We start from the raw sequence: 21,196 nt of genomic DNA, 5'->3' as shown, positions 1-21,196 counted from the left end.
GCAGCCCCGCACCAGCCTAGAGCAGCCAAGCCGTGCAGCACGACCAACATCAATTGCGAACGATTTGCATTTAGATCAAACAAGACTATTATCTCCCTGCCAACGCCAGCCTGCGTTTGCGCAAGCAAGTATTTCGTTTGCAGGAGAAAGCCATGTTGCGCAGCCAGACACTTCCCAAACACGCCCGTACGCTTGATCACGACACCCTGCTTGAGGTTGGGCGTCAAAGCAGCCCGGACTATCAACTGAAGCACGCCCACCATCACGAAAACCCGAAGGTGCTGGCTGGTTTCTATAACCACCATCAGTTGCGACCGGGCCTGCAGCTCAAATGCACCGATCTAATCGAACTCAGCGAAATGAGCATCGACGCCCAGATCGGCAGCAGTCTGCATTTAATCGTGTTGCTCGAAGGACGTGCCTCCGGCTTTTACGGGCAACAAGAAGTCTCCCTCGGACGGCAGGATCGCCACCAGGCCGAAGCCTTGCTGTTCAACGTGACAGAACCTGAGCGCTTCCGGCGCAAGACGCACCCCGGCTCATATGAACGCAAGATATCCATCTCGGTGGAGAACAGTTGGCTCGCTGATAGCGGCTTGCTCGATTCGGAGCTGAAACCACTCTGCAGCAGTCATCTGCAGTTGCGGCGATGGACGCCTAGCCTGCGAGCCTGCGCCATCGTCGCCGAGATGCTCGACGACAACGAACAATGCGCACCGGCGCTACGCAAACTCTTCCTTGAGAGCCGCACCATCGAATTGCTGGGCGAGGCCTTCGGACAGGCTAGCCATCTGCAAACAGCCCACACCAGAGTCTCACGCTCCACCAGCCGTTTGCAGCAACTGCGCGAATGGCTGGATTCCGGCGCCGCAAACGAACTGAGCCTCAGCGAGATCGCCAAGCATGCCGGGATCAACCCTTACTCGCTCCAGCAACAATTCCGTGCCGCGTATGGCGTGACCATCTTCGGCTATCTGCGGCGCAATCGCCTTGAGCGTGCGCGCCACGCTCTGGAAATGGGGGCGCTGAGTATCAGTGAAGCCGCCTGGCAGGCTGGCTATGGCAGCGCCGCCAATTTCGCCACGGCCTTCCGCCGCTGTTTCGGCTTCTCACCCAAAGAAACACGCCGCGCATGAAACCTCGTTGGCATACACGCCTGCGCCTAGGTTGCGGGCTATCCCTTCTATTCATTGGCCTGTTGCTACACGGACTCGCCCTGAACCATTTCCTGTTCACAAGCAAGTAACCACCATGCATGACAAACAAATCCGACCCCTAATCAACCTGCAAGCCCGGCGCTTCCTGCAGGGACTATGCTGCCTGGCCCCGCTGCTGGTTACCCCAGGCCAGGCAGCCGAACACACCGTGAAGATGCTTAATACAGGCAAGGACGGAATGATGGTCTTCGAACCAGCTTTTCTGAAACTTACGCCAGGCGACACGGTCGTTTTCCAGCCAGCCCAGAAAGGCGCCCACAATAGCGCTTCGCTTCTCCTGCCGGCAGGCGCGAGCAGTTGGCGCAGCGCTCCAGATGCGGAACATCGCGTGAAACTGACCAAGGAAGGGGTGTATCTCTACATTTGCGATCCGCACAAAAGCATGGGAATGGTCGGCGTCCTCCAGGTCGGCAAGCCAGGCAATCTGACCGAAGCACAAGCCCTAGCCAAAAAGGAACAAGCCACCTTCGTCATGGGGAAGGATCGCTTCAGCAAAGCCCTGGCACACATCAAGTAGTCGCCCCTGAAGAATCAGCTTTTTCACAGAACTGGGTTGATCGCTAAGCAGATGCCTTGACGATCAAACCGGTGAGACTTGCAGCCAGCAAGCCACTCATACAACAGGCGCAGGCTGTGGCCGGCACTGCACAACACGGCATGCATTGCGCGCCCTTCCGCTCCTTTGAGGTAACTAAATCGCCCCTGAATTTGTAGAAACAGCGCAGTCAAGGACAAGCTCTACGCCTGGCATGCGCCGGAAGTCGAATGCATCGCCAAGGGTAAGGCACGCAAACCTTACGAGTTCGGTGTCAAAGTCAGTCTGGCCGTGACCGCCAAGGAAGGCTTCGTGGTGGGTGCTCTTTCCATGCTGGGCAATCCCTACGACGGCCACTCGCTTGGCGAACAACTCGAACAGGTCGATACCCTCACCGGGGTTCGCCCGAAGCAGGCGTTCATGGATCGTGGCTATCGGGGCGCTGACGTGCCTGAGGGCTGCACGATGTACATCTCAGGCCAGAAGCGGGGGGTCACCGCAGCTCAGGCTCTGGATCAAGCGGCGCAGCGCCATCGAGCTACACATCTGCCACATGAAGAGCGACGAACTGCTCGGGCGCTGTCACCTCAAAGGTGCCGAAGGGCGCGCAATGCATGCCGTGTTGTGCAGTGCCGGCCACAGCCTGCGCCTGTTGTATGAGTGGCTTGCTGGCTGCAGGTCACACCGGCTTGATCGTCAGGGTATCGGAGTTACGATCATTCCGGTCCGGTGAACAGCTGATTCGTTCAGGGCCGACTATTTGTTTGGAGTGGGGAAGAAAAAAGCTGAGCAATACTGCACGACACCAGTCGGCAACAAAAGTCTTGAGGAGAAGGCTGCGCTTGGCCTGAGATACAACTTCGCTTGGTCAACTCTGGTCAAATTTGACCGAGGAAATCCGGGATCTTCCGGTATCATCCGGGACGAACTTACCTACCCCAAGATGTTGCGAAAGCTTGCTGCAGCTAGTGGTGCCGGGAAAGGGACTCGAACCCTTACACCTTGCGGCGGCGGATTTTGAATCCGCTGCGTCTACCGATTCCGCCATCCCGGCACGGGAGGAGGCGCGGATTATGGCTCAAGCCTCGCTGTAACTCAAGCCGGATCATGCTCACGCTCGACGATTTTGATTATTTTCTGCCCCCGGAACTGATCGCGCAAACTGCGCTGCCCGATCGCACAGCCTCGCGCCTGCTCGTCGCAGGCCCTGACAGCCTTGAAGATCGCGTATTCCGCGACCTTCCCGGATTGCTGCGAGCCCACGATCTGCTTGTTCTTAATGACAGCCGTGTACTGCATGCACGCCTCTTCGGGCGCAAGGAAAGCGGTGGTCAGATTGAGGTGATGGTTGAGCGCCCTATCGGCGACCACGAAGTACTGGCCATGGTCCGTGCCAGCAAATCACCCAAACCGGGCAGTCGCATCCGCTTGATGGATGCCTTTGATGTTGAGGTGATCGGGCGTGCAGGAGCGAATGAGGAGTTCTTCCAGCTGCGCTTCCCGGCAGACGCTTCGGCCGTCGATTACATCGAGCGCTACGGCAAGTTGCCACTCCCGCCCTATATCGAGCACAGCGCCGATGCGGGCGACGAAACCCGTTACCAGACGGTGTATTCGCGGGAGCTGGGCAGCGTAGCAGCTCCCACGGCGGGCCTGCATTTCGATGACGCCCTGTTTGCCGCACTGGATGCCAAGGGCGTACGTCGCGCCTTTGTGACCCTGCACGTTGGCGCAGGCACCTTCCAGCCGGTGCGCGAGCATGACCTCTCAAAGCATCAGATGCATCGCGAGTACTACAGCATTCCGCAGGACACGGTGGATGCAATAGCCGCCACGCGGGCCGCCGGCGGGCGCGTGATCTGTGTGGGAACAACCGCGCTGCGCGCGCTGGAATCTGCCGCGCAACGCGGAGAAGTGAAGGCTGGCAGCGACGAAACCGGTATTTTCATCATGCCCGGCTACGAGTTCCGCGTGGCGGACGCGCTGATCACGAACTTCCACCTGCCGAAATCGACCCTGCTGATGCTGGTTTCGGCGCTGGCGGGCATCGATACGATCCGCCAGGCTTATGCTCATGCCATCGCAAGCCGCTATCGCTTCTTCAGCTACGGTGACGCGATGTTTCTGAGCCGGGCGAGCTGAGCGCGCCCGGAAGAGGTTTGACTCAGGATTTCCCGGCAGCGTCTGCAGCCGGGCTTTCGAAGCCGCCACCCAGCGCAAGATAGGCATTCGTGCGCTGCATCAGGAATTCGCTCTGCATGCGCAGCAGGGCAGACTGCGCCGCATAGGTGGCCAGTTGCTGCTGCTGCAGGGCACGCATATCGCCCGAGCCGACCTTTACCCGCACACCGGCCAGATCCAGCGCACGCTGGTTTTCGGCCGCACTGCGAGTGAGGATGGCCGTGCGCTTGCGGGCGGAGATCTCGGCAGAGAATGCGTTCTCGACTTCAGCGAAGGCTCGCGCCCCCACCTTGGCGTATTCAGCCACGGCCTGTTTCTGCTCGGCGCTGCGGACTTCCACCTGCCCTTGCAGCGCCCCGCCAGTGAAGATCGGTGCGAGCAGACTCACGCCCAGCCCCCAAAACGGATTGTCGCGATCTTTGAGCAGGAACACGTCGCTGGAGACAGTGTTGATATTTGCCGTCAGCGACAGGCGCGGCAAGCGCGCCGCCTTGGCTTCATCCACACGCGCAAACGCCGCCGCCACACGGCGCTGGGCCGCAATCACGTCCGGGCGCCGCTCAAGCAGGTCGGATGGCAGACCGGCCGGAATATCGCCTGCGACCCGCGGGAGCTGGGCGGGCAATTTCAGGGTCTGGCCGGGGTAACGACCGAGAGAGACTTCCAGCGCACGCACGGCCTGGGTCTCCGCCAGTTCCAGCTGCTGCACGGCATCCATATAGCCTTGCAGCGCCGCCTGCGCCTGCGCGACTTCCAGGCCGTCACCGCGCCCGATGCGCTGGCGCTCCTCGGCGTATTTCAGCAACTGCGCTGAAGAAGCCTGCATCTGCTGGGCAAGCTGTTTCTGCTGGCCGGCTTCGATTGCCTGCAAATAGCTCTTGGTTACCAGAGCGACCAGCGACTGGCGCGCATACTCCGCATCCGCCGCCGCCGAAGCATACTGCTGCGACGCAAACTCACGCCCGCCACGCACCCGCCCCCACAGGTCCAGCTCCCAGCTGGCGAACAAGCCCACCACGCTGATTCCGGAGCCGTCTCCGCCGGATTGAGCCAAGCCGTCCTTGGCGATGAAATTGACCTGCGGCGCCAGCGACGAGCCAGCCACCTTGGCGTACGCGGCAGCCTGCTCGACACGGCTGGCGACCACCTTCAGGTCAGGATTGTTCAGCAGGGCTTCACTGACCAGTGCGGAAAGTTGTGGATCCTGAAACTTTTCCAGCCAGCCCGGAACCACGGGCCCGGTCGCTGTCGCCCCTTGCCATTGGCCCGGCAAGGGCGCCGCTGGCAGGGCCTGGCGGTAAAGCTCGTCGGCCGCAGGCGGGGTGCTCAGGGCACAAGCCCCCAGCGCTGACGCAAGCGCCAGCAACAGGGCTTGTTGCTTGAATGAGATGGTGCGCATCAGGCTCTCCCGATCAGTGCAGCTTCAGCACAAGGTAATTGGTGTAGGCGCCCACACGCACAATGATCTTGCGCAGGATATGGATGGCCGCCACCGAATCGGTATACACGGCCGCATGACCTGCGGCGCCGGCGGCCAGGAACACTTCCTTGTCCTTCTCCGCAATGTCGAACTTCACAGCGAAGCGGCCGGGCGGAGCATTCAGCACACCCGTCATCGGCAGGGTGCCGCTGGCAGGCAGCTGACCTTGCCCCTGCGCCCAGATGATGGAATCCACCTTGGCCTTGATCACTGTGCCGGGGTCGGTAAAGACCGTGAATTCAGCCTCATTGCCGGCCTTCACCTTGTGCAGCTCGTTCTGGTTGAACAGCGCCACGACCTGACCATGCGTTTCCACCAGCGTCATCACTGCGTTGAAGGGCATGCCCGCCACGAAGGCCCCTGGACGAAGCTGCAGGTTGATCACATAGGCATCCACCGGGGAGCGCACCGTCGTCTGCTCCAGTTCCCAGCGTGCGTTGTCCAGCTGCGCCTTGATCTGGGCCACCTGGGCGAACTCGCCATTCACCTTGGCAGAGAGTTTCTGCTGAATCTGCTGCTCGGAGGCCAGTGCCTGAACCTCGGCACTGCGGGCCTGGGCTTCAGAGCTGCGAGCGGCATCCAGATTGGCCTCTGCTTCCTTCAGGTCGGTTTCGGCTTTCTCTAAATCGAAGCGATTGCCCGCGCCGGTTGCCACGAGCTCCTTATTCTGCTCGACCCGTTTGCGGGCCAGCTCCAGTTTGGCCTGCACTTCGCGCACCCGCGAGCTGGCAGCCTGAATGGCCCCCTGCGCCTCGCTGACCTTGCCCTTGGCGCCCTTGAGCTGTTCTGTCAGCTCGCGCTGGCTGGCTTCGGCGTTGGCGAGCTGAGCTTCAAGGCCACGCACTGTCTGCTGGTAAGGCGTCGGGTCGATGCGGAACAGCACGTCGCCCTTCTTGACCGGCCGATTCCCCTCCTCCACCGGCACCTCGATCACACGGCCCTTGACCTGGGACACGATCGGCACGGTGTAGTTGTACACACGCACATCCGAGGAAGAAGGTGCCACCACGTTCAGGGTAAGGATCAGGACGGTCAGGCCGACAATGGGGATGATCGCCACGATGACCTGGGTCGCCAGCACCCAGGGCAACCATTGCTTCTTGATGAAGATGAACCAGACGATGGCCGAATAGATACCAAGAAGAATGAGTTCCATGTCAGCGTGCTCCGCCCTGAGTCTGATTCAAACGCGCTTCCAGCGCTGCGATCCGGTTCATCAATGCTGCAACATCAGCCTTTTCAGAGGCCTCGATACGCTCCAGGGCTGCTTTACCTGCCTCTTCCAGCGCATGAAACTCTTCGCTCTTGTCAGTGCCATAAGCCATCTTGTGCATCACCGGCTTGGTAAAAGCCCATAGCCAGGCAACCGGCCACAGCAAACCACCAAACACCAACGACAACAGACACAGCGTAGTGATCGCGGGGGTTTGCGGATGGTGTTTTTTGTGGGCGATTTTCTCCGGCAGCACGTGCACGATCCAGAAAATGGCAATCGCACTCGGCGGCACGATGATCAGCACCACAACGGCCATGAAATCGGCCACGGCATCGAGTGCTTCCCCGTGCAGGAAGCTGGCTTCAGCAGCCAGCGGCAGGGCACCGATCAACAACAAGGGCAGGCAACGCAGCAAGCGCTGCAGCGACAAGGTTTTCATGAGCAACTCTCCGGTCATGGTCAAACAGGACGGCACCCAAGCGGGATACTAATTCAACACTCGCATGCTCCCGACCTAGTGTCGCCGCGCCGCAACACCGGTTTAGAGCGCCCCGCAAGCGAGATCCTGTATCCTTGCGAACCTGTTTCAAGTCTTGGCGACATGCCTGTCGCCCACGCCCAGCCATGCATTTCCAGCTTCTCTCCACTTCAGGCCAAGCCCGCCGCGGCCGCCTGCAACTCGCGCACGGCATCGTCGAGACGCCGGTGTTCATGCCCGTAGGTACCTATGGCACCGTCAAGGCCATGAGCCCGCACGAGTTGCTGGAAATCGGCGCCCAGATCTGTCTGGGGAATACCTTCCACCTGTGGTTGCGCCCGGGAATGGAAGTTTTCAAGCAGTTCGGTGGTCTGCACGGCTTCATGGGCTGGGACAAACCCATCCTCACCGATTCGGGCGGCTTCCAGGTGTTCTCCCTCGGAGCTCTGCGCAAGATCACCGAGGAGGGCGTGAAGTTTTCCTCGCCGATCAATGGCGACAAGCTCTTCCTCACCCCCGAGATCTCGATGCAGATCCAACACGGCCTGAACAGCGACATCGTGATGATCTTCGACGAGTGCACGCCCTACCCCGCCAGCGTGGATGAGGCCGCCAAATCGATGCGCATGTCGGCGCGCTGGGCACGCCGGTCGCGTGACGAACACGACAAACTCGAGAACCGCAACGCCCTTTTCGGCATCGTCCAGGGTGGAATGTACGAAGATCTGCGCGACGAATCTCTAGCAGGCCTGCAGCAGATCGGCTTTGACGGTTACGCCATCGGCGGACTGTCAGTTGGCGAGCCCAAGGAAGATTTTTACCGCGTGCTGGCCCACACCGGCCCGCGCTTGCCGGCGGACAAGCCGCACTACCTGATGGGCGTTGGCACGCCAGAAGATCTCGTATATGGCGTGTCACAGGGCATCGACATGTTCGACTGCGTGATGCCTACCCGCAATGCCCGCAACGGCTGGTTGTTCACGCGCTGGGGAGATCTCAAGATCCGCAACGCCAAGCACAAGCAGGACACCCGCCCAATCGACGAGAGCTGCGAGTGCTACACCTGCCGCCATTTCTCGCGCGCCTATCTGCACCATCTGGATCGCGCCCAGGAAATGCTCGGGCCGCGCCTGATGACCATCCACAACCTGCATTACTACCAACATCTGATGCGTGAAATCCGTGCCGCCATCGAAGCCGATGACTACGCCGGATTCCAGCTGCGTTTTGCGACGGAGCGGCAGCGCGGCGCCTGATTTCGCTCAGGCCGACCTGCCCGCAAGGGCTGTTATACTCGGCCGCCTCAAAGACCCCATTTACGGAGCCTGACCATGATTTCCGACGCTTTCGCCCAGACCGCCGCCTCTTCCGACCCCACCGGCGGATGGATGGGCCTGCTGCCCATGATCCTGATGTTCGTGGTGCTGTACTTTCTGATGATCCGCCCGCAGCAGAAGCGCGCCAAGGAACACAAGTCGCTACTCGACGCACTGGCTGCAGGCGACGAAGTAATCACCAGCGGCGGTATTGCTGGCAAGGTTGCCAGCGTGGGCGAGAACTTCGTCAAGATCGAAATCGCCAGCGGCGTGGAAATCTCGGTGCAGAAACCGGCCGTGGCCACCGTGCTGCCCAAGGGCACGCTGAAGGGCGCGTAATGCATTGACGGGGGCGCCAGCCCCCGTTTGCATGCTGCCCTAGCGCTACGCCGCGTCCTGCTTCGCGTTCTGTTTCGCGTCACTTCCTATCCAGTCATTCACCATGAACCGTTATCCGCTCTGGAAGAACCTGTTGATCGGCCTTGTGCTGGTCCTCGGCCTGCTCTACACCCTGCCGAACTTCTTCGGTGAAGTACCGGCCGTTCAGGTTTCGGCTGCCCGCTCGACCACCAAGGTCGATAGCAACATCGAACGCCAGGTGCTTGCGGCACTATCCGCCGCCAGCATCGAACCCACGGGCCTGATTCGCGATCCGGCGGGGCTGCGTGTGCGCCTGGCCAACGAAGACATCCAGCTCAAGGCGCGTGATGTAATCGAACACGCTCTGAACCCGGATGCCCAGAACCCCGGTTTCGTGGTGGCGCTGAACCTGTTGTCGGCCAGCCCGCAATGGCTCACCTCTATGGGCGCGCTGCCGATGTATTTGGGTCTCGATCTGCGCGGTGGCGTGCACTTCCTGCTCCAGGTGGACATGAAGGGCGCAGTAACCAAGCAGCTTGACGCCACGGCTGGCGACCTGCGCAGCCTGCTGCGCGAGAAGAACCTGCGCCATGGCGGCATCAACCGCGAAGGCGAAACCCTTGTCGTACGCCTGCGCAGCGAAGACGACCGCAAGAAAGCCAGCGGCTACATCCGTGATGCGCGCGGCACCGATTTCCAGCTGGTTGAACGCACGGATGGCAGCGAATTCCTGATCATCGGCAGCCTGACCGAAAAGGGTCGCCGCACCATTCAGGAAGACGCCATCAAGCAGAACATGGTGACTCTGCACAACCGGGTCAATGAACTCGGCGTGGCCGAACCGGTCATCCAGCAACAGGGGGCGGACCGCATCGTGGTGCAGCTGCCTGGCGTGCAGGACGTCGCCAAGGCCAAGGATCTGATTGGCCGTACCGCCACCCTTCAGGTGCGCCTGGTAGCGGAGGACGCCAATCCAATGAGCCCGCCAGCCGGCACCGATGTTTTCCCGGAAACTCGGGGCACCGAGAGCTACCCGGTAGTCGTGAAGAAACAGGTCGTGCTGACCGGCGACCGTTTCGTCGGCGCCCAGGCCTCGTTCGACTCGCAGAACCAGCAGCCGGTCGTTTCGGTGCGCCTGGATGCAGCCGGTGGCCGCGTGATGCGCGATACCACCCGTGAGAACCTCAAGAAACGCATGGCCATCATCCTGTTTGAAAAGGGCAAGGGTGAAGCCATTTCGGTCGCGACCATCCAGGGGGAATTCGGTAACCAGTTCCAGATCAGTGGCGCCTTCAGCACCGAAGAATCCAACCGCCTCTCGATCCTGATCCGCTCCGGCTCGCTGGCTGCGCCGATGGACATCATCGAAGAACGCACCATCGGCCCGAGCCTTGGCGCAGAGAACATCAAGAAGGGTTTCGAGTCGACACTGTGGGGCTTCGTCGCCATCGCCGTGTTCATGTGCGTGTATTACATGCTCTTCGGCCTGATCTCGACGCTGGCCCTGGGCGCCAACGTGCTGCTGCTGATTGCGCTGCTGTCCTTGTTCCAGGCCACCCTGACCCTGCCCGGGATTGCGGCTATCGCACTGACGCTCGGGATGGCCATTGACGCCAACGTGCTGATCAACGAACGCATCCGCGAGGAGCTGCGCAACGGCGCCAGCCCGCAAGCAGCCATCTCGGCCGGTTACGAGCACGCCTTCGATACGATTCTGGACTCCAACGTCACCACCCTGATTGCCGGTATCGCCCTGCTCGCCTTCGGCTCCGGCCCGGTCAAGGGCTTCGCGGTGGTGCACTGCCTGGGCATCCTGACTTCGATGTTCAGCGCCGTGATGGTTTCGCGCATGATCACCAACTTCGTCTACGGCAGCCGCCGCAAGCTTGAAAAGCTCGCCATCGGCCAGGTCTGGCGTGCCACTGCTGAATAAGCGCCAGGAGAGAAAACATGGAACTGTTCCGCATCAAGAATGACCTCCCCTTCATGCGTCACGCGCTGGTGTTCAACGCGATTTCGCTGATCACCTTCGTACTGGCCGTGTTCTTCATCTTCCACAGGGGTCTGCACCTGTCGGTGGAGTTCACCGGTGGCACCGTGATGGAAGTCACTTACGCCGAAGCACCGCAGCTCGATCCGCTGCGCAACGCGCTGACGGCGGCCGGCTACACCGACACCCAGGTACAAACCTTCGGCTCCTCGCGCGACATCATGGTGCGCGTGCCGAACCGCGCCGCCGAAAACTCGAGCAAGGTCTCCGACAAGGTCATGGCTACCCTGGCCGCGGTACCGGGCCCCAAGGGCGAATTGCGCCGGGTCGAGTTCGTTGGCCCGCAGGTCGGCGAAGAACTCGCCACCGATGGCGCCATGGCGCTGCTGATGGTCGTGCTGGGTATCGTGATCTACTTGGCTTTCCGCTTCGAATGGCGTTTTGCCGTATCGGCCATCATCGCCAACCTGCACGACGTAATCATCATCGTGGGCTTCTTCGCCTTCTTCCAGTGGGAGTTCTCGCTGCCGGTGCTGGCCGCCGTGCTGGCGGTGCTGGGCTACTCGGTGAACGAATCGGTGGTGGTTTTCGACCGCGTACGCGAAACTTTCCGCAACAGTCGCATGCGCGGCCTGACAGTGCCACAAGTGCTGGACCACGCCATCACCAGCACCATCAGCCGCACCATCATCACCCACGCCTGTACCCTGATGATGGCCTTGTCGATGTTCTTCTTCGGCGGCCCCACCCTGCATTTCTTTGCTCTGGCACTGGCCATCGGCATCTGCTTCGGCATCTACTCCTCGGTGCTGGTGGCAGCCCCGCTGGTAATGTGGCTGGGCGTGTCGCGCGAGCAGTTCATCAAGGCCAAGGTAGAGAAGGAAGAAGCCGTCGTCTGAGCGGGCATTGTCCCGTTTCACGCAACAACGGCTCCACAAGGGAGCCGTTTGTCTTTTACAGCTCTTCTGCCATCATTTATAAGACTGAATGCACAAGGAATCTTTCATGACTGTCAGCACTCGTCGCATCAAGGTCTGGGATCTGCCTCTTCGCCTGTTCCACTGGAGCCTTCTCCTCTGTGTTGCGGGCGCTGTGATCAGCATTGAAGTTGCCGACAACATCGACTGGCACCAGCGCTTCGGTATCGCCGTGCTGACCTTGCTGGTGTTCCGCCTGTTGTGGGGCATCGTCGGCGGACAGCACGCTCGCTTCGCAAATTTCCTGCGCAGCCCGGCCAGCATCCTCGGCTACGTGAAGAGGATGAAAGACGAGAAAGGTCCGGCCGTCGGCCACAACCCGCTGGGCGCCCTGTCAGTGCTGGGCTTGCTCGCCGTGCTACTGTTCCAGGCCGGATCGGGTCTCTTCCTCTCCGATGAAATCATGTTCGAAGGGCCGCTGTTCAAGTTCGTCAGCGGTGAGATCGCGGGCTTCCTGGCCGAAGCCCATGAGGCCAATGCTGGCATCATCTTCACCCTGATCGGCCTGCACTTGGCGGCCATCCTGTTCTACCGCTTCGTCAAGCGCGATAACCTGATCACGCCGATGCTAACCGGTAGCAAGGAAGTGCCGGCTGAAACGCCGGTCCAGGACGCCAACGGCGGCTCCGCCCTGCTTGGGCTGATCACGCTGGCGGTAGCTGCCGGCGTGGTGTGGTTCATCGTCACCCTGTAACTTTGTTTCCCTGACCGAAAATGGCTTTCGCAGACAATCTCAAGCAACTCCCCGGCGTATCCCATCTGACGGCCCTGCAACTGCTCGACGCAGAAGGCAATGTCATCGCCACCATCGAACACAAGCCGGGCCAGATCGGCTCGCTCGCCGTCTACAACCATCTAGCCCAATTCTTCGGCGCCGTGAACGCCGAGGCCGCCAGCAAAGGGCTTGAGCTTTATGCTGAACATACTGAGGACGCACGTCAGAACCCGGGCAAGCATCCCAACATCGACCGTCTGATTTCGGTGGCCCGCGAAGGGAACGTTCTGCGCGTACGCCATGTCTTTGCAGAATCCGGCTCCTGAAGCAGGGCCGTTTTGAAGGGTGCCGCCCCCGGCACTTTTGACTCCAGCAGCAGCCACTACCCAAGAGGGACACGCAATGAAGATCCAGCATCTCGCCGCCATCGCTATCGCCAGCCTGTCGATCAGCGCCGCTTTTGCGCAAGCCAAGCCGGAAGACCAGATCAAATACCGCCAGTCCGCCATGACGGTCACCGCCCGCAGCGTCGGCGTACTCAGTGCCATGGCTAAGGGCGATCTGCCCTTCAACAAGGAACTCGCCCAGCGTCACGCCAGCACGATTGCCGATCTCTCTGACCTGCCGCTCACCGCGGGTGCTTATGGCCCCGGCACCGACAAGGGTGCGCCGACCAAGGCTGATCCGAAGATCTGGAGCGAAGCCGACAAGTTCAAGGCTGCCTTCGACAAGTTCAGCACCTCGGCGCGCAGCCTGCCCGCCGCCGCCGGCGATCTGAACTCCCTGAAGACTGCACTGGCCGATCTGGGCAAGACCTGCAAGGGCTGCCACGACGACTACCGCATGAAGTAAGCCGGATAAGCAGCAAACCCCAAGCCGATGCCCGCGCATCGGCTTTTTTCATTTCAGCGTCCGTGCTGTGCCAATGCCCAGGCCACGTGCTCGCGTACCAGTGCTGACGGATCGTCAGCCCTGCTTTGCAAGGCTTCGAGCACCGCTGGACTGGTTGGTGCATTGCCCAGTCCGACCGCCAGATTGCGCAACCAGCGCTCATGGCCGATACGGTAAATGGGGGAACCCGCCAGACGCTGCGCAAACTCATCCTCACGCCAGGCAAACAGCTCGACCAGAGTGGCCCGGTCGAGCCCGTTGCGCACCGCGAAATCCGGCTCCTGAGTCAGCCGCGCAAAACGGTTCCAGGGGCAGGCGAGCTGGCAATCGTCGCAACCATAGACACGGTTACCGATCAGCGGCCGCAAGGCTTCCGGAATGGGGCCGGCGTGCTCGATAGTCAGATAGGAAATACAGCGCCGCGCATCGAGCCGGTAGGGCGCCACGATGGCTTGGGTCGGACAGGCGGGGATACAAGCCGTACAGCTGCCACAGTGCGCGCGGACCGGGGTATCCGGCGGCAAGGCCAGATCCACATAGATCTCGCCCAGGAAAAAGAAGGAGCCGGCCTCGCGGTTGATCAGCAAGGTGTGCTTGCCGCGCCAGCCCAGACCGGCCCGGCTGGCCAATTCCACCTCCAGCACCGGAGCGGAATCGACGAAAACCCGGTGACCATATTCACCAACCTCCACAGCAATACGCTCGGCCAGCTTCTGCAGGCGATTGCGCAAGACCTTGTGGTAATCACGCCCCAGCGCATAACGCGAGATCGCGGCGCGGCCAGCTTCGCTTTGCAGGCGGATAGCCTCCGTCAGATCTGGCTCCGGCCAATAATCCATGCGCAGCATGAGTACGCTGACAGTGCCCGGCACAAGTTCTGCCGGACGGGCACGCTTGAGCCCGTGACGAGCCATATAATCCATGCCGCCGTGGAAGCCGGCAGCCAGCCAGTCGAGCAAACCCTGCTCGGCCGAGCCAAGGTCAACGCCGCTCACGCCCAGCCCGGCAAAGCCCAGCTCGCGGGCCCAGCTCCGGATCTGCCGGAGCAGTTCATCAGTTTGAGGAATCAAGGAATCGGGATGCATCACGCCAGCGATGATACCTGCGCCCAGCGCCTGCCACTTGCCGATGCAGCGGCCACTGAAGCCCTCGGTGCGGCACTCGCACCCGTGCTGGCGCCCGGCCTGGTGATCTGGCTCGCGGGTGACCTGGGTGCCGGCAAGACCACGCTGACACGGGGCCTGTTGCGGGCGTTGGGCCACACAGGAAGTGTAAAGAGCCCCACCTACACCTTGATAGAAGTTTATGCTGTTTCTAGAATTGCGCTGTATCACTTTGATTTCTATCGATTCACGCATGCAGATGAATTTCTCGAAGCGGGGTTGGACGAATACTTTGGTGGCGAGGGCGTATGTCTTGTTGAATGGGCCGACAAAGCTCTGCCCTACGTTCCACAGCCCGATCTCGAGATCCACCTGCAAGTGGCCGGTGAAGCGCGCCTGGCCAGCCTTGTCGCCCGCAGCCCGCGCGGCGCAGCCTGCCTGAAGGACATCTGCCTGCCATGCTGAATTCAGACACGCGTTTTGCCCCGCCCCGCCGCCGCCTGCTGAAGGCCGCTGCCGGTCTGATGACGCTGCTGGTGACTCCGGCAGGACTCGCTCAGGGCGCCTCTCGTGTGCTGGCGGTACGCGTATGGCCGGCCCGTGATTACACCCGCATCACCCTCGAGTATGCGGACTCGGTGCGCTACAGCCATCAGATCGTGAAGAATCCGGAACGTCTGGTCGTCGATCTTGAAGGCGTCGAGTTCGATAGCGTGTTGCAGAGCCTGCCCGGCAAGATTTCGGACAGCGATCCCTACATCAAGCTGCTCCGTGCCGGCCGCAATCGCCCGGGCGTGGTGCGTCTGGTGGTCGAGCTGAAAGCCGAAATCAATCCGCAGGTCTTTACCCTGCCGCCAGCCGGCAGCTATGGTCCGCGCCTGGTGCTGGACCTCTACCCGACCCAGCCGGTCGACCCTCTGCTGGCCCTGCTCGAGAAGGATTCGCCAGCTGCTGCCACAAGCCCCGAAGCGGCCGCAGCAAACCCGCACGACACACCTCGACCGGCACAAGCCGAGAAGGATGCGATCAAGCCGGCACGCGGTAACGTGCGCCCGATCACCATCGCGCTGGACCCCGGCCATGGCGGCGAAGATCCGGGAGCCGTAGGCGCCAAGGGATCCTTCGAGAAAAACATCACCCTCGATGTGGCCCAGCGCCTCAAGGCCAAGATCGATGCCGAGCCGAACATGCGCGCCATGCTCACGCGCGACGCGGACTTCTTCGTGCCGCTGCAGCAGCGCGTCGAAAAGGCTCGCCGCGTCCAGGCGGACCTCTTCGTGTCCATTCACGCCGATGCCTTCATCCGCCCGGAAGCACGCGGCAGTTCGGTCTTCGTACTGTCCGACAAGGGCGCCACGAGCACTGCCGCACGCTGGCTGGCCAACAAGGAAAACGCGGCTGACCTGGTGGGCGGCGTCAATCTCGGCGTCAAGGATGCGCATCTGGCCAAGACCCTGCTCGATCTGTCGCAAACGGCCACCCTCAATGACAGCCTGAAGGTCGCCAAGTCCGTACTGGGCGAGCTTGGCAACGTCAATCAACTGCATAAAGGCCAGGTCGAGCAGGCCAGCTTCGCGGTGCTGAAGGCACCGGACATTCCGTCCCTGCTAGTCGAGACCGCTTTCATCTCCAATCCGGAAGAAGAAAAGCGCCTCAATGACGAGGCTTATCAGGACCGCCTCGCCGAAGCCATGCTGCGCGGCATCAAGCGCTACTTCGCAAAAAATCCGCCGCTGGCCAGCACCCGCCCGGCCTGAGAAGCCCGCGCAACACCCGCGCAAATTCTTCAGCAACAGGAAATTTGGCAAAATTGTGACGCTCTTCGTCACCCCGGCTTCCGCCTGACGGCAAGCCGGATGACCCACATGGCCGTCTGCAGGCGCAAACGCGTGATAAATATCACGACCACCTGCATGGCACAGGGCTTGCGGATGGATCTGCATTCATTTCGCAACACCCACCCATGCCGCCTCGGGAATTCGAACAACTTGTCGCCCGCCTCAACCGCGAAAGCGAGCAGCGCCCGGAACTCTACCGGATCAAGCTGCTCGCCCTCACGGCATTGGGTCATCTCTACATCCTTGCGCTGCTGCTGCTGTCATCCTTGCTGCTGTTGTGGGGGCTGACCGAGCTCGCCCATGACGAAGCCCTCCAGGGGGCCAAGCTGCTGCTACTGGGCAGCATTGCCGCCATCATGTTGTGGCGCTCCACCCGTATCAACCTGCCGGCACCGCAAGGCCAGGCGCTGCTGCCCGCCGATGCGCCGCAACTCTTCGGGGTGATCGAAAAGATCCGTCGCAAGCTCGGCGGCCCGCCAATCCACCGCGTGGTGGTGAATGACCTCTTCAACGCGGCCATCTTCCAGGCGCCTCGGCTGGGCATCTTTGGCTGGCACCGCAATACCCTGATCATCGGATTGCCGCTGATGCAGGCGCTGTCGCGCAAGGAGTTCGCCGCCATCCTGGCGCACGAATACGCCCATCTCTCGCGCCAGCACGGCCGCCTGGATACCTGGATCTACCACACCCGCCTGCTGTGGTCGCAAGTCCAGGCCTCCTTCCGCCACGACAGCAGTCTCATCGAGGCCATGCTGACCCGCTTCCTGCGTGGCTATATCCCGCTCTTCCAGGCCTACAGCCTGGTCCAGGCCCGTCGCGACGAGTACGAGGCCGATCGCCTGGCCGCCAGCGTGGTCGGCGCGCAGACCATGGCGGATGCCCTGATCGCCCAGGCCATCCGCGGCCGCTTCATCGAAGAGCGCTTCTGGCAGGACCTGTGGTCACAGGCCAGCAGCAAGCAGCACCCCCCTTACCTGCCGCACACCGCAATGCGCACCGCTCTGCATCTGGGCCTGTCGCAGGAAGACGCCCAGCGCTGGTTCGACGAAGCGCTGCAACACTACACCGGCGCCCAGGACACCCATCCGAGCCTGCGCGACCGCATCCTGGCCCTCGATACCGGCACCGAACTGCCGCCGAACGCGGTTCACAGCGCGGCCCAGTCCCTGCTCGGCGACCTTCTGCCGCGCCTGCAGCAACAGTTCGACGAACTCTGGCTGAGCCACAACGAACAAACCTGGCGCCTGCACCATCACGCGGCCGCCTCGGCCCGTGAAACCGTACAGCGCATGCAGGGGCGCGACGCCACCAGCCTCAGCCCGGAAGAGCTGAGCCACTACGCGCTGGCGCTGGACACACTGGGTCGCAAGGACGAAGCCCTGCCGCTGCTCTGCCAGGCGGCCGACCATCCACATGGCTCGGCTGACAGCGCCATGGCCGCCGCCCGCCTACTGCGCGAGCGTGGTGACGAAGCCCTCACCCACTATCTTCAGCTCGCGGTACGACGCAACCGCGAACTGTGCGCCGACGCCTGCCTGGAAGCCGAACACTTCTACCGCCAGCGGGGCGATGAAGACAGTGCCCGGCTATGGGGCGAGCGCCTCAACGACAGAGCCGCCTGAGCGCGGGTACGACACCATAGTTTTCATTTGTTGCCCATCGGGGCATACGATTTGTGCGCTAGAGTCGCTCGCATGTAATCCCGGAGTCGCCCATGCGCCTCGCTTTCCGCCTTCTCACTGCCCTCCTTCTGGCCAGCCGCCTGCTCAGTGCAGGCGCCCAAGCCGGGGAGCTACGCTATAGCGAAAGCGTGCTGCGCGAGCCGGTCAGCAGCCAGGATTGGCTCGGGCGGGCAGTACAGGGCGAACTTCTTGTCACGGTGTTCCGCCCGGAGGGCGCCGGCCCTTTTCCGCTGGTCGTAATTAATCACGGTCGTGACAGCCAGCGTCGCGATGCCGTTCAGCGCTATCGCTTCGAATCCGCCAGCCGCTACTTCCTGAGCCGTGGCTTTGCCGTGGCCGTGCCGACCCGTCTCGGTTACGGTGCCAGTGCCGCCGCAGGCGATCCGGAGAACATCAGCAACCGCTGCGCCCTGAGCACCTACGAACCGGCTCTGGATGCTGCCGGGGCGCAGATCGCCCGCGTCGTCGAGCGTCTGCGTCAGGAAAGCTGGATCGACCCGCAACACCTGATCCTGCTCGGCCAGTCCGTCGGCGGACTGAGCAGCCTCGCCGGCAGCGCACGCGGCATTGCGGACCTCACCGCCACCATCAACTTTGCCGGTGGTCATGGCGGAGATGCTGAACAACACCCGGGCCAACCCTGCAACCCGGAAGCCCTCGCCGAGGCTTTTCGCCAGTTCGGCGCCCAGGCCAGCACCTCCAGCCTGTGGCTATACACCGAGAACGACCGCCTCTTCGCACCGGAATGGGCACAGCGTTGGCATGGCGCCTACACCGCCGCCGGCGGGCGGGCCGAACTGCGCCTGCTGCCGGCCTTCGGCGATAACGGCCACGCCCTCTTCACGCGCGGCGAGCACATCTGGCAACCCATTCTTGACGACTTCCTTGCCCGCCTCGGCCTGCGCCACGAGCATCGCATCGTCGGCCAGCCCACAGCCGGCCAGGAAGGCTGAGCGCCTTCAGCCAAGGCATAATGGCGGCTGCCTCCAATCAGGAACTGCCATGAGCCAGACCGAGTTTGTTCTGCCCGTCCCGCCCGTCGTTTCCCTGCCGGTAGCCGGCAGCCATGCGCATTTCCCGGTACGCCGCATCTACTGCGTTGGGCGCAACTATCTGGAGCATATCCGCGAGCTTGGCAACGACGAGAAGGAGCCCCCGATCTTCTTTACCAAGCCGCGCGATGCCATCGAGCAGGATGGCGCAACGATTCCCTACGCATCTGCGACCCAGAACTATCACTTCGAACTGGAGCTCGCCGTCGCGCTGCAATCCGGTGGCTACAACATCCCCGAAAACACCGCTCTCGATCACGTATTCGGCTATGCGGTCGCGCTGGACATGACCCGTCGCGACATCCAGAAACAGCTCAGCGCCAAGGCTGCCCCCTGGGATGTAGCCAAGGGCTTTGATCATTCCGCGCCCTGCGGGGCCATCCATCCGGCGAGCAGCGTCGGTCATCCGGACAGCGGCCGCATCCACCTCACGGTCAACGGCGAAATCAAGCAGGACTCGGATCTCAAAGCCATGATCTGGAATGTGCCGCAGATCATCAGCCGCCTTTCAGCCTTTTTCGATCTCCAGGCGGGCGATATCCTCCTCACCGGTACGCCATCTGGCGTCGGGCCGATTCAGCCGGGCGACCTGCTGGTCGGTGAAATTGCCGGCATCGGCCGCCTGACGACCCGCATCGGCCCGGCCGCTGCCTGAGCCCCGCACCCGGAGAACCTTCATGACTGGCTGGATCGCATTTGGAATCCTGATCTTCCTGCTCGCCTACGGCGTGCTGCTCTACAACGGCCTGGTCAACCTCAAGCACGGCGTGGCCCGGGCCTGGGCCAACATCGACGTGGTACTACGTCAGCGCCATGATGAGCTGCCCAAGCTGGTCGAAGTCTGCCGCCAGTACCAGCAGTTCGAGCAGGCGACCCTGGAGCGCGTAATCAGTGCCCGCGCCGGCGTAGCCAGCGCCCGCGAGCAGCGCGACATCCCCGCTCTGGGCAGCGCCGAAAACAGCCTGCGCACCAGCCTTGGCCAGCTCTTCGCCGTCGCCGAGGCCTATCCTGAGCTGCGTGCCAGCGAGCATTTCCGCCAGCTGCAGGGGCGCATCAGCGGGCTGGAAAACAGCATTGCGGACCGCCGCGAGCTCTACAACGAGGCCGTCAATCTCAACAACGTGCGCGTCGAACAGTTGCCGGACCTGTTGATCGCCCGCCTGTGCGGCTTCGGCCTGCAGCCTCTGCTCGAATTCGCTGCCGCCGAGAAGGCTGACGTGAATATCGCCCAGCTCTTCAAGGGCTGATGCGCCAGGCGCCTCCCGAACTCGGCTCGCTCCTGCGCGATCTGCTGCCGGCACTGGCTGCGGCGCTGGGCTACATCCTGTGGCTCGGGCTGCAAGCGCAACGCCCACAGGCCTGGCAGCTCGCCCTGCTGCTGGCCGCCAGCCTGCTCTGCCTGTGGATGGGCGCCTATCGCCGCTACCGCCACTACGCCGATACGCCCGGCGCCCCGATCGCCAGCGCGCCCCAGGGCTACATCGCCATCGAAGGCGTTGGCCGTGCCCTGCCGGGCGAGCCCTTGCGCTCACCGCTCAACTACCTGCCCTGCCTGTGGTATCGCATCGTGCAGCAGAGAAAGGATGGCCAAGGGCATTGGCATGTGGAGCGCGATGAAACCAGCGACGCCAGCTTCATCCTCGAAGACGAGGATGGCAGCCGCTGCAGCATCGATCCACGCGATGCACGTATCGAGGCGGTGCACAAGGATGAGATCCGCCTCGATGATTGCCGTAGCACCCAGTGGCTGCTGATCCCGGGCACCCGCTTGTTCGCCATCGGTCATTTCGAATCCCGCCGTCCGATTGAAGACCGGGCCTCAGCCGAAGCCGAGCTGCGCGACAAGCTCAGTGACTGGAAACGGGACCGCAGCAGCCTGATGCAGTTCGATACGGATCGCAACGGCGAGCTGGATGTGGCCGAATGGGAGCACGCCCGGGCTGCCGCACACGCGGAAGTGCTGGCTGAGCGCGAAGCGGCCGCCGACTTCCCGCCCTACCACTGCCTGCGCGAACCCGCTGACGGCCGCCCTTTCGTGATCTCCGATCACCCGCGCGAACAGGTTATCGCCCGCCTGCAGCGTCGCCACCAAGTGATGCTGGCCGTCTTCTTCCTCGCTTTGCTGATCACGGCCCGGCTGGCAAGCCACGCCTGAGCAGGCTCAC

Annotated in this window: 21 protein-coding genes, 1 tRNA gene and 1 pseudogene; 18 read left to right on the top strand and 5 right to left on the bottom strand. The window is 62.2% G+C overall.

Annotation, left to right across the window (positions count from 1 at the left end; genetic code table 11):
* Nucleotides 1-152: 152 nt before the first annotated feature.
* The 3 genes and pseudogenes from HJ583_RS05850 to HJ583_RS05840 form a co-directional block, all read left to right on the top strand.
* Nucleotides 153-1,136, top strand: a complete 984-nt coding sequence (locus HJ583_RS05850) for an AraC family transcriptional regulator (protein WP_170021022.1) — start codon at nt 153-155, stop codon at nt 1,134-1,136.
* Between the two features lie 235 nt (nt 1,137-1,371).
* The gene (locus HJ583_RS05845) at nt 1,372-1,734 is read left to right on the top strand and encodes a pseudoazurin (protein ID WP_235943768.1); all 363 of its coding nucleotides are present in this window, start codon (nt 1,372-1,374) and stop codon (nt 1,732-1,734) included.
* 210 nt (nt 1,735-1,944) lie between these two features.
* Nucleotides 1,945-2,485, top strand: a pseudogene (locus tag HJ583_RS05840) (transposase); the annotation flags it as partial.
* A 236-nt stretch (nt 2,486-2,721) separates the two neighbouring features.
* Here the strand turns inward: HJ583_RS05840 and HJ583_RS05835 are convergent.
* Nucleotides 2,722-2,806, bottom strand: a tRNA-Leu gene (locus HJ583_RS05835).
* A 50-nt stretch (nt 2,807-2,856) separates the two neighbouring features.
* Here HJ583_RS05835 and queA point away from each other — a divergent pair.
* Nucleotides 2,857-3,894: a tRNA preQ1(34) S-adenosylmethionine ribosyltransferase-isomerase QueA gene (gene queA, locus HJ583_RS05830; RefSeq protein ID WP_170021339.1), complete on the top strand. Its 1,038-nt coding sequence runs from the start codon at nt 2,857-2,859 to the stop codon at nt 3,892-3,894.
* A 22-nt stretch (nt 3,895-3,916) separates the two neighbouring features.
* On the opposite strand, the gene HJ583_RS05825 is transcribed toward queA, so the two are convergent.
* Genes HJ583_RS05825 through HJ583_RS05815 form a run of 3 tightly spaced genes read right to left on the bottom strand, consistent with a single transcriptional unit; the run spans nt 3,917 to nt 7,068 of the window.
* Entirely contained in the window at nt 3,917-5,332 is a 1,416-nt protein-coding gene (locus HJ583_RS05825; protein WP_170021021.1) for an efflux transporter outer membrane subunit, read from the bottom strand.
* A 13-nt stretch (nt 5,333-5,345) separates the two neighbouring features.
* On the bottom strand, nt 5,346-6,569 hold the full coding sequence (locus tag HJ583_RS05820; RefSeq protein WP_170021020.1) for an HlyD family secretion protein: 1,224 nt from the start codon (nt 6,567-6,569) through the stop codon (nt 5,346-5,348).
* 1 nt (nt 6,570) lies between these two features.
* Nucleotides 6,571-7,068 carry a DUF3302 domain-containing protein gene (locus HJ583_RS05815; RefSeq protein ID WP_217423267.1) on the bottom strand — a complete coding sequence of 166 codons (498 nt, stop codon included), beginning with the start codon at nt 7,066-7,068 and terminating at the stop codon, nt 6,571-6,573.
* 185 nt (nt 7,069-7,253) lie between these two features.
* On the opposite strand from HJ583_RS05815, the gene tgt reads away from it, so the two are divergent.
* The 7 genes from tgt (at nt 7,254) to HJ583_RS05780 (ending at nt 13,317) form a co-directional block, all read left to right on the top strand.
* Nucleotides 7,254-8,363 carry a tRNA guanosine(34) transglycosylase Tgt gene (tgt, locus tag HJ583_RS05810; protein WP_170021019.1) on the top strand — a complete coding sequence of 370 codons (1,110 nt, stop codon included), beginning with the start codon at nt 7,254-7,256 and terminating at the stop codon, nt 8,361-8,363.
* Nucleotides 8,364-8,438: 75 nt separating this feature from the next.
* Complete coding sequence (gene yajC / locus HJ583_RS05805; protein WP_101941090.1) at nt 8,439-8,762, top strand: preprotein translocase subunit YajC; 324 nt, start codon at nt 8,439-8,441, stop codon at nt 8,760-8,762.
* Between the two features lie 103 nt (nt 8,763-8,865).
* Complete coding sequence (gene secD / locus HJ583_RS05800; RefSeq protein WP_170021018.1) at nt 8,866-10,716, top strand: protein translocase subunit SecD; 1,851 nt, start codon at nt 8,866-8,868, stop codon at nt 10,714-10,716.
* A 17-nt stretch (nt 10,717-10,733) separates the two neighbouring features.
* Entirely contained in the window at nt 10,734-11,672 is a 939-nt protein-coding gene (gene secF / locus HJ583_RS05795; RefSeq protein ID WP_101941092.1) for a protein translocase subunit SecF, read from the top strand.
* A 106-nt stretch (nt 11,673-11,778) separates the two neighbouring features.
* Nucleotides 11,779-12,444, top strand: a complete 666-nt coding sequence (locus HJ583_RS05790; RefSeq protein WP_170021017.1) for a cytochrome b/b6 domain-containing protein — start codon at nt 11,779-11,781, stop codon at nt 12,442-12,444.
* Between the two features lie 20 nt (nt 12,445-12,464).
* A complete protein-coding gene (locus HJ583_RS05785) occupies nt 12,465-12,791 on the top strand; it encodes a DUF2322 family protein (protein ID WP_170021016.1) in 327 nt (108 codons plus the stop codon).
* A gap of 76 nt (nt 12,792-12,867) precedes the next feature.
* The gene (locus HJ583_RS05780) at nt 12,868-13,317 is read left to right on the top strand and encodes a c-type cytochrome (RefSeq protein WP_170021015.1); all 450 of its coding nucleotides are present in this window, start codon (nt 12,868-12,870) and stop codon (nt 13,315-13,317) included.
* Between the two features lie 53 nt (nt 13,318-13,370).
* Here the strand turns inward: HJ583_RS05780 and queG are convergent, their stop codons facing one another.
* Nucleotides 13,371-14,441, bottom strand: a complete 1,071-nt coding sequence (queG, locus tag HJ583_RS05775) for a tRNA epoxyqueuosine(34) reductase QueG (protein WP_217423266.1) — start codon at nt 14,439-14,441, stop codon at nt 13,371-13,373.
* Here queG and tsaE point away from each other — a divergent pair.
* The 7 genes from tsaE (at nt 14,436) to HJ583_RS05740 (ending at nt 21,186) form a co-directional block, all read left to right on the top strand.
* The gene (gene tsaE / locus HJ583_RS18935; protein WP_217423265.1) at nt 14,436-14,924 is read left to right on the top strand and encodes a tRNA (adenosine(37)-N6)-threonylcarbamoyltransferase complex ATPase subunit type 1 TsaE; all 489 of its coding nucleotides are present in this window, start codon (nt 14,436-14,438) and stop codon (nt 14,922-14,924) included. The genes queG and tsaE overlap by 6 nt on opposite strands.
* The gene (locus HJ583_RS05765) at nt 14,918-16,216 is read left to right on the top strand and encodes an N-acetylmuramoyl-L-alanine amidase (RefSeq protein ID WP_170021012.1); all 1,299 of its coding nucleotides are present in this window, start codon (nt 14,918-14,920) and stop codon (nt 16,214-16,216) included. Before tsaE ends, HJ583_RS05765 begins: the two co-directional genes overlap by 7 nt.
* A gap of 206 nt (nt 16,217-16,422) precedes the next feature.
* Complete coding sequence (locus HJ583_RS05760) at nt 16,423-17,919, top strand: M48 family metallopeptidase (protein ID WP_170021011.1); 1,497 nt, start codon at nt 16,423-16,425, stop codon at nt 17,917-17,919.
* A gap of 92 nt (nt 17,920-18,011) precedes the next feature.
* A complete protein-coding gene (locus HJ583_RS05755; protein WP_170021010.1) occupies nt 18,012-18,932 on the top strand; it encodes an alpha/beta hydrolase family protein in 921 nt (306 codons plus the stop codon).
* A 49-nt stretch (nt 18,933-18,981) separates the two neighbouring features.
* Nucleotides 18,982-19,686, top strand: coding sequence for a fumarylacetoacetate hydrolase family protein (locus HJ583_RS05750; protein ID WP_170021009.1), 705 nt, complete (start codon nt 18,982-18,984; stop codon nt 19,684-19,686).
* A 22-nt stretch (nt 19,687-19,708) separates the two neighbouring features.
* Nucleotides 19,709-20,278: a LemA family protein gene (locus tag HJ583_RS05745; RefSeq protein ID WP_170021008.1), complete on the top strand. Its 570-nt coding sequence runs from the start codon at nt 19,709-19,711 to the stop codon at nt 20,276-20,278.
* Nucleotides 20,278-21,186 (top strand): hypothetical protein, encoded by a 909-nt coding sequence (locus HJ583_RS05740; protein WP_170021007.1) that lies wholly within the window; start codon nt 20,278-20,280, stop codon nt 21,184-21,186. Before HJ583_RS05745 ends, HJ583_RS05740 begins: the two co-directional genes overlap by 1 nt.
* Nucleotides 21,187-21,196 lie beyond the last annotated feature (10 nt).

Source organism: Uliginosibacterium aquaticum, assembly GCF_012972705.2.
GTDB classification, from domain to species: domain Bacteria; phylum Pseudomonadota; class Gammaproteobacteria; order Burkholderiales; family Rhodocyclaceae; genus Uliginosibacterium; species Uliginosibacterium aquaticum.
This window is presented reverse-complemented; position numbering and strand designations above follow the sequence as displayed.